The organism is Proteus sp. G2674 (genome assembly GCF_009915195.1).
Taxonomy (GTDB): Bacteria; Pseudomonadota; Gammaproteobacteria; order Enterobacterales; family Enterobacteriaceae; genus Proteus; species Proteus mirabilis.
Genome location: NZ_JAABLS010000010.1, coordinates 200035 through 213387, shown reverse-complemented (window position 1 = coordinate 213387; position 13353 = coordinate 200035). Strand labels below are relative to the sequence as shown.

Genomic DNA, 13353 nt, shown 5'->3' with positions numbered 1-13353 from the left:
CTTGGTTAATGAAGTTTGGAAAAAGTATGCGATTAAATCCCGGTCAGCAAAAAGCAGTTGAATATGTGTCAGGTCCTTGTCTGGTCTTGGCGGGAGCCGGCTCGGGTAAAACACGGGTGATAACCAATAAAATTGCTTACCTTATTCGTCAATGCCGTTATTCTGCTAAGCAGATTGCTGCGGTGACTTTTACCAATAAAGCGGCGCGTGAAATGAAAGAGCGTGTTGCTCAAACATTGGGAAAACAAGAGGCGAAAGGATTAATGATCTCGACCTTCCATACATTAGGATTGGAGATTATTAAGCGAGAATACAAAGCATTAGGCATAAAATCCAACTTTTCTTTGTTTGATGATCAAGACCAATCCGCATTATTAAAAGAATTAACGGTAGATTTATTAGAAGAAGATAAAGATTTGCTATCACAGTTAAAGAGTCAAATCTCTAACTGGAAAAATGACATGCTTACACCTGAGCAAGTGATTGGTAGAGCACAATCGCAACAAGATCATACTTTTGCCGAGTGCTTTCGACGTTATGAGCAACATTTACTAAGCTGTAATGTATTGGATTTTGATGACTTAATCAGTAAGCCTACCTTGCTATTACGTACTAATGAAGAAGTAAGGGCGCGCTGGCAACAGCGTATTCGTTATCTGCTGGTGGATGAATATCAAGATACCAATACAAGCCAATATGAGTTGGTGAAATGGTTAGTGGGCGAAAGAGCCCGTTTCACTGTGGTGGGGGATGATGATCAGTCTATTTATTCATGGCGTGGTGCGCGTCCCCAAAATCTGGTGCTATTGCAAAAAGATTTCCCACAGCTAAATGTGATCAAACTGGAACAAAACTATCGCTCATCAGGGCGTATTTTAAAATCAGCTAATATTTTAATTGAAAATAATCCCCATGTATTTGAAAAACGGCTGTTTTCAGAATTAGGTTATGGGGATGAGCTACGAGTATTAACCGCTAATAATGAAGAGCATGAAGCTGAGCGTGTAGCGGGGGAACTGATTGCCCATCATTTTATTAATAAAACTAATTATAAAGATTACGCAATACTCTATCGAGGTAATCACCAGTCGCGTATTTTTGAAAAGTATTTGATGCAAAATCGCATTCCTTATCGCATTTCGGGTGAAACCTCGTTTTTTTCCCGTGAAGAGATCAAGGATATTTTGGCTTACTTAAGAGTGATCACTAATCCGGATGATGATGCTGCATTCTTACGTATCGTCAATAAGCCTCGTCGTGAAATAGGCCCGATGACTATCCAAAAGTTGGGGGAGTGGGCTAAAGTCCGTGATAAAAGCTTATTTAATGCCTGTTTTGACTTGGGATTAAGCCAAACGTTAACAGGGCGAGGTTTAAGTGCATTACAGGCTTTTTCACAGTGGATGGCGCGAATTGTACAACAATCAGAGCGTGAGCCTTTGCTCGCTGTACGTGATTTGCTTCATGAAATGGATTATGAAAGTTGGTTATATGAAACCTCTAGTAGCGCGAAAGCGGCTGAAATGAGAATGAAAAATATTAACCAGCTTTTTTCTTGGATGAGTGAAATGCTTGAGGGGGATGAGTTACATGAACCCATGACGCTCTCTCAAGTGGTCAACCGTTTTACTCTGCGCGATATGATGGAGCGTGGCGAAACCGATGAAGAGTTAGATCAAGTGCAATTAATGACACTTCACGCCTCAAAAGGACTGGAATTTCCACATGTTTTTCTGGTTGGCATGGAAGAGGGGATCTTGCCTCATCAAAGTAGTATCGATGAAGATAACGTTGAAGAAGAGCGGCGTTTAGCTTATGTCGGTATTACTCGAGCACAAAAGACATTAACTTTCACATTATGTAAAGAGCGGCGTCAATACGGTGAATTAATTCGTCCAGAGCCCAGTCGTTTTCTATATGAATTGCCTCAAGACGATCTCCATTGGGATACCAATAAAAAGAAAGTGTTAAGTGCTCAAGAAAAGCAAGAAAAAGGGCAAAAAGGGGTCGCTGGGCTTAAAGCGATGCTGGCGAGACATAAACCTTAGCTGTCTGTCAGTAAAAAATAAAATCCCTTACTTGCATGATAAGTAAGGGATTATTTTGAATCTGGTTAGACGTTTTAACCTATGCGTGAGTTATTTTGCTCTTCAAGCATTAATGGCCAATGAACGTAGCTTTGTAACTGTATCTCTTCATGAAGATTTTCTGCACGTAAAGGATGTTCAGCGATCCATTGATGTGGCAAGGTAATGATTAATTTTTCATCTTCAGTACGTAAACGCAGTGCAGGTAAAGTATCATCTCGACGACGACTGGCAAAAATAATTGCTAGGCGAAGTAAACGTACCAAGCGGTATGCTTGATTTATCGGTAGCGCATTTTGCTGATTCAAAGGTGCGAGATCGATAATTCCCTTCTGATTTCTTAAAAATGAGGCGATTAAACGTCGTTGCGCGGGTGTATAACCAGGTAAATCAAGGTGAGAAACTAAATAACTGGCATGTGAAGGCGCTTGGCGAAAGTCAACACTTAAGCCGATTTCATGTAAGGCACAAGCACTGGAAAGTAGCTCACGACAGCGATTATCTAATTGCCAACTTTTACTGACTTGAATGAAAAAATGCTCTGCTAATTGTTGAACACGATGGGCTTGCTCAATATCAATTTGGAAACGGCGCTGAATATTACGCAAAGTACGTTGACGAATATCTTGCTCAATAGGTAAATGCAACATACCGTAGACTAAGCCTTCACGTAGTGCACCACCGGCTAAGATCATATTTTCAATATGCAGGGTTTCAAAAATAGCGATCAGAATGGCTAATCCGCTAGGGAAAACAAGCGCTCTTTCGAAAGTAAGGCCTTCAATTTCTAACTCTTCAAGCTTGCCACACTCAATGGCTTTTTGTTTCAGTCGCTCTAATTTAGGTAAGGTAATTAATTCATCCATTCCTTGAGCAATCATGATCTCTTGTAATGCTTGAACGGTGCCCGATGCCCCCACACAAACTTGCCAACCTTGTTGGATAAGTTTTTCTGCCACAGGTGCAAGGATAGCTTTTGCTGCCTGTTGTGCTTGAGCAAAGTTTTCTTCTGTTAATGAGCGATCGCTAAAATAGCGCTCTAGCCATGTTACACAACCCATGCTCAAACTCATTAGCTGTGTTGTTTTAGCCCCCGTACCGGTGACTAATTCTGTGCTACCGCCACCAATATCTACCACCAAGCGCTGTTCTGCACCACCCGTTGTATGGGCAACACCACGATAGATAAGGCGTGCTTCTTCCTCACCACTGATAACATGAACCGTATTGCCTAATATTTCAGACGCTTTAGCGACGAAAATATCTGCATTTTTAGCAATACGTAAGGTCGCAGTTGCAACGACTCGGATTTGTTCTGCGGGAATATCTCTGAGATATTCAGAAAACAGTCGCAAGCATTGCCAACCACGCTCCATAGCCTGCTCTGACAGCTCGTTTTCTTTATTTAGGCCAGCAGCAAGTCTGACTTTACGTTTAACGCGAGATAATACTTGGATAGATCCCGCGATTTCACGAACGACTAACATATGAAAGCTGTTAGAGCCTAAATCGATAGCAGCATAAAGTGATGAGGATTTCAGCATAATTTATGAGTGACTCGGGCGTTTATTACGGTTATTACGTTGAGTATTATTTCCTCTACGAGGTGCCGAATTATTACGACGAGGCTGACCTTGACGAGGACGATGACGACGTTTGGGCTCAGGTAAATCAGTTAATAATGCATCACTGTTATATTTACTAACAGGAATAGCATGTTGAATATAGGTCTCAATCGCCGGTAAATTCAACGCGTATTCTTCACAGGCTAAGCTAATTGAGTTACCACTTTTACCCGCACGTCCAGTTCTACCTATACGGTGTACATAATCTTCACAGTCATCAGGTAAATCATAGTTAAAGACATGTGTTACAGAAGGTATATGAAGACCACGAGCTGCAACATCGGTTGCCACAAGAATATCAATATTACCTTGGGTAAAATCTTCTAGGATACGCAGACGTTTTTTCTGTGGCACGTCACCTGTTAATAGACCTACGCGGTGTCCATCTGCGGCAAGATGCGCCCAAATATCATCACAACGATGTTTGGTGTTAGCAAAAATAATACAGCGCTCTGGCCACTCTTCTTCAATTAAGGTTTGCAGAAGACGCATTTTTTCTTCATTAGAAGGATAGAACAGCTCTTCTTTTATGCTAAAACCAGTTTTTTGTTCAGGTTCAACTTCTACATATTCAGGGTTATTCATCTGCTCGAAAGCTAACTCTCTAACACGATATGAGAGTGTGGCGGAAAAGAGCATATTCATACGCTCTGCGGCATTTGGCATGCGACGGAATAACCAGCGAATATCTTTAATAAAGCCCAGATCGTACATTCTGTCTGCTTCATCAAGTACGACAACTTGAATAGCGTTAAGATTAATGTGACCTTGTTTTACATAGTCAATTAAACGACCTGTGGTACCGATAACGATATCTACACCGTTATTTAATACTTTAAGTTGTTCGTCATAGCCATCTCCACCATAGGCTAGACCCATTTTAATACCAGTGCTTTGTGCTAAAGGTTGTGCATCTGTATAAATTTGCACAGCTAATTCGCGCGTTGGCGCCATAATCAGTGCACGAGGTTGATTCTTTTCATGCCCTTCTTTTGCAGGGTGAGTTAAAAGATAATGAAACGTCGAGGTTAAAAACGCCAACGTTTTTCCTGTTCCTGTTTGGGCTTGCCCAGCAATGTCATGACCTTTCACAGTGATAGGTAACGTCAATGCCTGAATTTGTGTACAATTAGAGAACCCTTTTTTCTCAAGGGCTTCTATCACTTTTGGATGCAAGGCGAAGTCGGAAAACTTCTTTTCTGTCAAATATGTTTTGCTCATAATGTAATAGAATATCAGTTATAGGTTGCATTACAAAAGGATATCCGCTGAAATGCTGATAGTCTTTTGTTATTTAATGTTACACTGGTACGGTCAATATTATTCTTTGGAGTAGAACAATGAGCGATAAAATCCTTCACTTATCTGACAACACATTCGATGTTGATGTATTACAAGCAACCGGCCCCGTGCTCGTTGATTTCTGGGCTGAATGGTGCGGCCCATGTAAAATGATTGCTCCTATTCTAGATGAAGTTGCAACAGAATACGCGGGTAAATTAACAGTTGCGAAGCTAAATATCGATGAAAACCCTGCGACAGCACCAAAATACGGTATTCGTGGTATCCCTACACTGATTTTATTCAAAAATGGTGCAGTTGCTGCGACTAAAGTTGGTGCATTGTCAAAAACTCAATTAAAAGAGTTCTTAGACGAAAACATCTAATTTGATTTAAAGCACCAAAATAACGAAGGACGTTTAGTTCTTGTTGGTATTTCTGTTACTGACCGCTAGACGTCCGCTTCGAAGCATGATAAGTTAGCGCCACTTACTTACATAATATAACGGATTTTATTGGTCATATGATATGACATGGTTAATAAGTCTGAGATATTAAATATCAGGTTCAGATTGTTAGAGCTTTGATATAAACTATTTGAATATTGTATTTGAATAAACTATAAGTAATCTGAATTCATCTAACCAGTCCGGTTGTCTTAGAATAATCTATAGTATTCAAGGAATATAATTTTTCTATATATGTTCCTAACCCATAACTGAAAGTACAATCATCTTGTTACGGCAATGGATGTCACTTTCTGGGGACAGTGTTGTGACTGGTCTATATAGCATTAACATGCTTTCTAACATTATCACGATGTTTATACTGATGTTATAAAGTAGTAATCTGTAATTTTACACATGACGAAACTGACAGCGATTCGCTGTTATACTATTCACGTTCATAGTTCGAGAGTTACCCCGAGTTATTAAGAACCCACCATTATGAATCTTACCGAATTAAAAAATACGCCGGTATCAGAACTGATAGCACTTGGCGAAAATATGGGGCTAGAAAACCTAGCTCGAATGAGAAAACAAGACATCATTTTCTCTATCTTGAAGCAACATGCCAAAAGTGGAGAAGATATTTTCGGTGATGGAGTGCTGGAAATACTACAGGATGGCTTTGGCTTCCTACGTTCCTCAGACAGTTCCTACCTTGCTGGCCCAGATGATATCTATGTTTCTCCAAGTCAAATCCGTCGTTTTAACCTTCGCACTGGTGATACCATAGCAGGGAAAATTCGCCCACCTAAAGAAGGTGAACGCTATTTTGCCCTCCTTAAAGTGAATGAAGTTAACTTTGACAAACCAGAAAACGCCCGCAGTAAAATCCTCTTTGAAAACTTAACACCATTACATGCTAATAACCGCTTACGTATGGAACGTGGTAATGGTTCTACCGAAGATTTAACTGCCCGCGTACTCGACTTGGCTGCACCTATTGGTCGTGGACAACGTGGTTTAATCGTTGCCCCACCAAAAGCGGGTAAAACAATGTTGCTACAAAATATTGCGGCCAACATTGCTCATAACTATCCTGACTGCGTATTAATGGTACTTCTTATTGATGAACGTCCTGAAGAAGTCACAGAGATGCAACGTTTAGTTAAAGGTGAAGTTATTGCCTCTACCTTTGATGAGCCAGCATCTCGTCATGTGCAAGTAGCGGAAATGGTTATTGAGAAAGCCAAGCGTTTAGTAGAACATAAAAAAGACGTTATCATTTTATTAGACTCTATTACTCGTTTAGCCCGTGCTTATAACACCGTAGTACCTTCTTCAGGAAAAGTATTAACTGGTGGTGTGGATGCGAACGCGCTACATCGTCCAAAACGTTTCTTCGGGGCTGCTCGTAATGTAGAAGAAGGTGGTAGTTTAACCATTATTGCGACTGCATTGGTTGATACTGGCTCTAAGATGGATGAAGTTATCTACGAAGAGTTTAAAGGTACAGGTAATATGGAATTACACCTGTCGCGTAAGATTGCAGAAAAACGAGTATTCCCAGCAATTGATTACAACCGTTCAGGAACACGTAAAGAAGAATTACTGACATCGCAAGATGAGTTACAAAAAATGTGGATCCTGCGTAAAATTATCCACCCAATGGGTGAGATTGATGCAATGGAATTCCTCATTAATAAATTAGCGATGACAAAAACAAATGAAGAATTCTTCGACTTTATGAAACGCTCATAAAGTGTTATTACAAAATTGAGAGAGACAACAAAAAAAGAAAAAATTGTGTTGATGATAGAAAAATAAGTGATATCACACCAATTTAGAGGTTGTTAAACTCATTTACTTTGTGTAATTAACGATATGATAAAAACGCCACAAGTCAGTGGCGTTTTTTTTACATTGGACTTAGGTCTTTTATTATCATCGCAAAATGATAATTTGGTATGTATATTGCATATTTATAGTTTTAATAAAAATAGCGATAACATCAATAAAAATAGTTAAGGAAAATTTATTATTGATAAAGGGTGGTGGGTTACTGAGTAAACTCGTCGTGGTACAAGCTGGAGAAAGAATAAAAAACACATGGATGGGTAAATAACCAGCTATATTTATTATAGAGAACAGTACTGTGGATATACTAAAAATGAGCACAAATGTTTTTTACGTGTTCCTATTTTCTTTCGCTTTCCTATTTGTAGCTCGTAAGGTGGCAAAGAAGATTGGACTCGTAGATAAACCTAACTATCGTAAACGACATCATGGGTTGATCCCCCTTGTAGGTGGGATTTCAGTCTATTTTGGTATTGTTTTCGCTTTTTATGTTTCAGATATCTACATTCCTCACAAAGAGCTGTATTTGATTTGTGCGGGGATACTTGTTTTTATCGGTGCGCTTGATGATCGTTATGATATCAGTGTCAAAATCAGGGCAACTATCCAAGCGTTAGTGGGTATTGCTATGATGGTATTCGGTGGTTTAAAACTTGAATCACTTGGTCATGCTTTTGGGCCTTGGGATATGCATTTAGGGCCTTTCGGTTATATCGTCACGCTATTTGCTGTTTGGGCTGCAATCAATGCCTTTAATATGGTGGATGGTATTGATGGTTTATTAGGCGGTCTTTCTTGCGTTTCGTTTGGTGCGCTGGGTATTTTACTTTACCAAAGTGGAAGCTCTGCACTTGCTTTTTGGTGCTTCTCATTTATTGCCGCGATTTTACCTTATATCATGTTAAACCTTGGTGTTTGTGGTAAAAAATTTAAAGTCTTTATGGGCGATGCGGGAAGTACGCTAATAGGCTTTACTATTATTTGGCTATTAATTTCCTCTACTCAAGTTGATCCTCATCCAATCAATGCGGTTACTGCATTATGGATCATTGCTATTCCTCTTATGGATATGGTGGCAATTATGTACCGCCGTTTACGTAAAGGAATGAGTCCTTTTTCACCAGACCGTCAACATATCCACCATTTAATTATGCGAGCAGGTTTTACCCCTCGCCAAGCTTTTGTTTTGATCACGCTTGCAGCCGCGGTGTTGGCCGCTATTGGTATTATTGGTGAAAACTTATCTTTTGTACCAGAATGGGTAATGTTGGCATTGTTTTTGCTTGCTTTTGTTATGTACGGTTATTGCATTAAACGCGCGTGGCGAGTCGCTCGTTTTATTAAACGATATAAACGTCGCCTACGTAAAGCGACACAACTTAAGCATTAAATAAGCAGAGGTCTTTTAACGTGATGAACTCGGAAAATAACGTCTCCCGACAGGGGTTTTCACCCGATAATGAACTCGATATTCGAGGTCTTTGTTGTGCACTATGGTCAGGAAAACGCTGGATAATAGGGTTCGCGCTGCTTTTTGCGCTGATTGCATTAGGGACATCTTACTTGATGCAACCTAAATGGAGCGCTATTGCGATGACAGAGAGACCTACTGTGAATAATTTAGGTAGTTATTATTCTCAGTCTCAGTTCTTACGTAATCTTGATACGCAAATTAATCCGTCTGTGACTGTTTCTCAGTTAAGTATCCCTGATGAAGCTTATCAAGAGTTTGTAACACAGATTTCAGCTTTTGATACACGACGTGAGTTTTGGTTGCAAACGGATTATTACAAACAACGTAAAGAAAACGATGCGCAAGCAGATGCGGCATTATTAGATGAGCTCATCAATAATATTCAATTTACACCGGCTGATGAGAAGAAATTGGTTAATGATCAATTGAAACTCATTGCTGAAACGGCCAACGATTCGAGTCAACTGCTCAATGAATATATTGCTTTTGCGAATAAACGTGCCGCAGAGCATCTAAATGAAGAAGTGATTGCCGCATGGGCAACTCGAACACAATCGATGAAAGCTTTAGTGAAACGCCAAGAAATGGCTGCTCAAGCTGCTTATCAACGACAAATTAATTTACTCAAACAATCGATTAAAGTTGCTGAGAAACAAGGTATTTCTCAAAAACAGACCTCGATTGCGATAGATGAATTACCGGATTCGAAGCTGTTTCTACTCGGCGTGCCTTTATTGCAATCACAGTTAGAAACATTAATGGCAACAGGGCCAGATTTTGATAGTGATTATGATCAAAATACGGCAATGTTATCCACCCTCGCGGTAGGTGCTAAATTACAAGATAACTTCCAAACTTACCGTTTCTTACGTACACCTGAAGATCCTGTGAAACGAGATAGTCCTCGCCGTGCCTTTATGATGGTGCTTTGGGGTGCTATTGGTGTTTTAGTGGGCGCGGGTGTGGCATTAGTCAGACGTAGTTCATTAAAAAAATAATCATTATTACCTTTTTATCATTTTAATAATAACGAGACATCAGGTGTATTTTCACCTGATGCCCCTGAGAATAAGGGCATATTGCTTTCCCAAAAATAAGCAATATAACAAAGAAAAAAGAGAGCCACTGTGAAAGTGTTGACTGTTTTTGGCACACGCCCTGAAGCGATCAAAATGGCACCTTTAGTGCACGCTTTAGCAAATGATGATTCGTTTGAGGCGAAAGTTTGTGTTACGGCCCAACATCGAGAAATGCTTGATCAGGTATTAAATCTTTTCGAGATCAAACCAGATTATGATCTCAATATTATGAAACCAGGACAAGATTTAACAGATATAACCTGTCGCATTTTAGAAGGTTTAAAACCTGTTCTAGCGTCATTTCAACCTGATGTTGTGTTAGTACATGGTGATACAACCACCACCATGGCGGCAAGCCTTGCTGCTTTTTATCAACAAATCCCCGTCGGTCATGTTGAAGCGGGATTACGTACCGGTAATCTCTATTCTCCTTGGCCAGAAGAAGCGAATCGGACAATTGCCGGCCATTTGGCGATGTACCATTTTGCTCCCACTGAAACTGCAAAGTTAAATCTGGTGCGAGAAGCGGTTGCGGATAAAAATATTTTTGTTACCGGCAATACCGTTATTGATGCGCTATTTTGGGTTAGCGAGCGAGTGATGGGAAATCAAACCCTGCTCGATGAACTTGCTGTGCAATATCCCTTTATTCAGCCAGAAAGAAAGATGATCTTAGTTACGGGACATCGCAGAGAAAGCTTTGGGGGTGGTTTTGAGCGCATTTGCCAAGCATTAGCAGAGATTGCATTGGCTCACCCCGATGTTGAAGTTGTCTATCCTGTTCACTTGAATCCTAATGTAAGTGAACCCGTAAAGCGTATTCTGCATGGAATTAATAATATTAAATTAATTCAACCGCAAGATTACCTGCCTTTTGTTTATTTAATGAACCACGCTTACCTTATTTTAACTGATTCAGGTGGTATTCAAGAAGAGGCGCCTTCATTAGGTAAACCTGTTCTTGTTATGCGCGATACAACAGAGCGCCCTGAAGCAGTTGAAGCCGGTTCTGTGCGTTTAGTGGGTACAGATACTAAACGTATTGTTAGCGAAGTAACCTCTTTATTGACAGACGAAAACGCATATCACCAAATGAGTAAAGCAACAAATCCTTATGGTGATGGTCATGCCTGCCAACGTATTCTTGAAGCATTGAAAAATAATCAGGTGACATTATGAGTTTTGAAACTATTTCTGTTATCGGCCTCGGCTACATTGGATTACCAACAGCGGCAGCTTTTGCCTCTCGTAAAAAAAGTGTTATTGGTGTGGATGTTAACCAACACGCTGTTGATACCATTAATAAAGGTCAAATTCACATCGTTGAACCTGATCTGGATAAAGTGGTAAAACAAGCCGTTGAAGAAGGGCATTTAAAAGCCTATACCACACCACAACCCGCAGACGCTTACCTTATTGCAGTTCCAACCCCCTTTAAAGGCGAACATGAACCTGATCTGGCTTATGTTGAAGCTGCTGCGCGTTCAATAGCACCTGTACTTAAGAAAGGTGATTTGATTATTTTAGAATCAACCTCACCCGTTGGAACCACAGAACAAATGTCACAGTGGCTTGCGCAGGCACGTGAGGATTTAACTTTCCCACATCAACAAGGTGAAAATGCCGATATTGATATCGCTTATTGCCCTGAGCGTGTATTGCCAGGACAAGTGATGGTTGAACTTATCCGCAATGACCGTGTTGTGGGGGGAATGAACCAAAAATCTTCACAGCGGGCGAGTGAGTTATACAAAATTTTCCTTGAAGGTGAATGTGTTATTACTAATGCCCGTACCGCAGAGATGTGTAAGCTAACAGAAAATAGCTTCCGTGACGTGAATATTGCATTTGCTAATGAGTTATCCCTGATTTGTGCCGACCAAGATATTAATGTGTGGGAGCTAATCAGTTTGGCTAATCGTCATCCTCGCGTGAATATTTTACAGCCGGGTCCTGGTGTCGGTGGACACTGTATTGCCGTTGATCCTTGGTTTATCGTGTCTCAAAATCCTAAACAATCACGCTTAATTCATACTGCCCGTTTGGTCAATGATGGCAAACCTGTATGGGTTATCGACCAAGTTAAAGCCGCTGTGGCGGATTGTTTAACTGAAACCGGTAAACGTGCTAACGAGATCAAAATTGCCTGCTTTGGTTTAGCCTTTAAACCTAATATTGACGATTTACGTGAAAGTCCAGCAATGAATATCACCCAACAAGTTGCTAACTGGCATAGTGGGAAAACATTTGCCGTAGAGCCAAATATTCATGAATTACCGACAAAATTAAAAGGTATCACTGAATTAGTCTCTACAGAGCAGGCATTAAAAGAGGCGGATATTGTTTTAATGTTAGTCGACCATCAACAGTTTAAAGCGATACCTGGTAGCCAAGTTACCCAAAAATGGATTGTCGATACAAAAGGAGTATGGCGTTGAGACGTATTTTAGTTACAGGCGGCGCCGGTTTTATCGGCTCCGCGGTTGTTAGACATATTATTGATAACACCAATGACAGTGTCGTCGTGGTAGATAAACTGACTTATGCGGGAAATTTAGAGTCACTTGCCCCTGTGGCGAACAGTGAACGTTACGCGTTTGAACAGGTTGATATTTGCGATCGCGCTGCACTTGATAGTCTATTTGCGCAATATCAACCAGATATCGTGATGCATTTAGCCGCGGAAAGCCATGTTGACCGCTCTATTGATGGGCCGGCAGCGTTTATTGAAACTAATATTGTTGGTACTTACACCTTATTAGAAGCTGCACGTCATTTCTGGTCAGTATTACCTGAAGATAAAAAAGCGGCATTTCGTTTCCACCATATTTCAACTGATGAAGTGTATGGTGATTTAGAAGGAACGGATGATTTCTTTACTGAAACGACACCTTATGCACCAAGTAGCCCTTATTCAGCTTCTAAAGCATCCAGTGACCACCTTGTACGAGCATGGTTGCGTACCTATGGCTTGCCAACATTGATCACCAATTGTTCAAATAACTATGGCCCTTATCATTTTCCTGAGAAATTAATCCCGCTGATTATTTTGAATGCCATTTCAGGAAAACCACTGCCTGTTTATGGCAAAGGTGAACAAATTCGCGATTGGCTCTATGTTGAAGATCATGCCCGTGCATTGTATTTAGTGGCAACAACGGCCCAACCGGGTAAAACATATAATATTGGTGGTCATAATGAACGCCGTAATATTGATGTAGTGACAACTATTTGTGAATTGCTCGAAGAGTTGCATCCTAATAAACCTGCTGGTGTGGCGAAATATGTTGATTTAATTACCCATGTAAAAGACAGACCGGGTCACGATCTACGCTATGCTATTGATGCCGCTAAAATTGCAGCAGAGTTAGGTTGGAAACCACAAGAGACCTTTGAGTCAGGTATTCGTAAGACGGTATTGTGGTATTTAAATAACCAAACTTGGTGGCAACGAGTACTAGATGGCTCTTATGCAGGAGAGCGTTTAGGACTGGGTGATTGATT

General features: G+C 40.5%; 10 protein-coding genes. 8 read left to right on the top strand and 2 right to left on the bottom strand.

All coding sequences use genetic code 11. The annotated features are described in order from the left end of the window. Positions 1-26 precede the first annotated feature (26 nt). Positions 27-2048 carry a DNA helicase Rep gene (rep, locus tag GWI58_RS03455; RefSeq protein WP_004249673.1) on the top strand — a complete coding sequence of 674 codons (2022 nt, stop codon included), beginning with the start codon at positions 27-29 and terminating at the stop codon, positions 2046-2048. A 74-nt stretch (positions 2049-2122) separates the two neighbouring features. On the opposite strand, the gene gppA is transcribed toward rep, so the two are convergent. Next, the gene (gene gppA, locus GWI58_RS03450; protein ID WP_004246357.1) at positions 2123-3631 is read right to left on the bottom strand and encodes a guanosine-5'-triphosphate,3'-diphosphate diphosphatase; all 1509 of its coding nucleotides are present in this window, start codon (positions 3629-3631) and stop codon (positions 2123-2125) included. A 3-nt stretch (positions 3632-3634) separates the two neighbouring features. Continuing rightward, entirely contained in the window at positions 3635-4933 is a 1299-nt protein-coding gene (rhlB, locus tag GWI58_RS03445) for an ATP-dependent RNA helicase RhlB (RefSeq protein ID WP_004249672.1), read from the bottom strand. Positions 4934-5052: 119 nt separating this feature from the next. Here rhlB and trxA point away from each other — a divergent pair, with 119 nt between their 5' ends. The 7 genes from trxA to rffG all read left to right on the top strand — a co-directional run bounded on the left by trxA (position 5053) and on the right by rffG (position 13351). Further along, positions 5053-5379: a thioredoxin TrxA gene (gene trxA / locus GWI58_RS03440; RefSeq protein ID WP_004246355.1), complete on the top strand. Its 327-nt coding sequence runs from the start codon at positions 5053-5055 to the stop codon at positions 5377-5379. 561 nt (positions 5380-5940) lie between these two features. Next, the gene (gene rho, locus GWI58_RS03435; protein WP_004246354.1) at positions 5941-7200 is read left to right on the top strand and encodes a transcription termination factor Rho; all 1260 of its coding nucleotides are present in this window, start codon (positions 5941-5943) and stop codon (positions 7198-7200) included. A 394-nt stretch (positions 7201-7594) separates the two neighbouring features. After that, complete coding sequence (wecA, locus tag GWI58_RS03430; RefSeq protein ID WP_004246352.1) at positions 7595-8686, top strand: UDP-N-acetylglucosamine--undecaprenyl-phosphate N-acetylglucosaminephosphotransferase; 1092 nt, start codon at positions 7595-7597, stop codon at positions 8684-8686. 23 nt (positions 8687-8709) lie between these two features. After that, positions 8710-9768: an ECA polysaccharide chain length modulation protein gene (gene wzzE, locus GWI58_RS03425; protein ID WP_110229681.1), complete on the top strand. Its 1059-nt coding sequence runs from the start codon at positions 8710-8712 to the stop codon at positions 9766-9768. Between the two features lie 129 nt (positions 9769-9897). After that, positions 9898-11028, top strand: coding sequence for a non-hydrolyzing UDP-N-acetylglucosamine 2-epimerase (wecB, locus tag GWI58_RS03420; RefSeq protein WP_004246349.1), 1131 nt, complete (start codon positions 9898-9900; stop codon positions 11026-11028). Continuing rightward, complete coding sequence (wecC, locus tag GWI58_RS03415) at positions 11025-12287, top strand: UDP-N-acetyl-D-mannosamine dehydrogenase (protein WP_094959926.1); 1263 nt, start codon at positions 11025-11027, stop codon at positions 12285-12287. The genes wecB and wecC overlap by 4 nt, the downstream gene beginning before the upstream one ends. Then, a complete protein-coding gene (gene rffG / locus GWI58_RS03410) occupies positions 12278-13351 on the top strand; it encodes a dTDP-glucose 4,6-dehydratase (RefSeq protein WP_012368702.1) in 1074 nt (357 codons plus the stop codon). The genes wecC and rffG overlap by 10 nt, the downstream gene beginning before the upstream one ends. The last annotated feature ends 2 nt before the right edge of the window (positions 13352-13353 follow it).

What these genes read in the sequence shown, in the direction of transcription:
- rho (WP_004246354.1), top strand. Translation starts at nt 5,941, where the DNA reads ATGAATCTTACCGAATTAAAAAATACGCCGGTATCAGAACTGATAGCA.
- rhlB (WP_004249672.1), bottom strand. Translation starts at nt 4,933, where the DNA reads ATGAGCAAAACATATTTGACAGAAAAGAAGTTTTCCGACTTCGCCTTG.
- gppA (WP_004246357.1), bottom strand. Translation starts at nt 3,631, where the DNA reads ATGCTGAAATCCTCATCACTTTATGCTGCTATCGATTTAGGCTCTAAC.
- rffG (WP_012368702.1), top strand. Translation starts at nt 12,278, where the DNA reads ATGGCGTTGAGACGTATTTTAGTTACAGGCGGCGCCGGTTTTATCGGC.
- wecC (WP_094959926.1), top strand. Translation starts at nt 11,025, where the DNA reads ATGAGTTTTGAAACTATTTCTGTTATCGGCCTCGGCTACATTGGATTA.
- rep (WP_004249673.1), top strand. Translation starts at nt 27, where the DNA reads ATGCGATTAAATCCCGGTCAGCAAAAAGCAGTTGAATATGTGTCAGGT.
- wzzE (WP_110229681.1), top strand. Translation starts at nt 8,710, where the DNA reads ATGAACTCGGAAAATAACGTCTCCCGACAGGGGTTTTCACCCGATAAT.
- trxA (WP_004246355.1), top strand. Translation starts at nt 5,053, where the DNA reads ATGAGCGATAAAATCCTTCACTTATCTGACAACACATTCGATGTTGAT.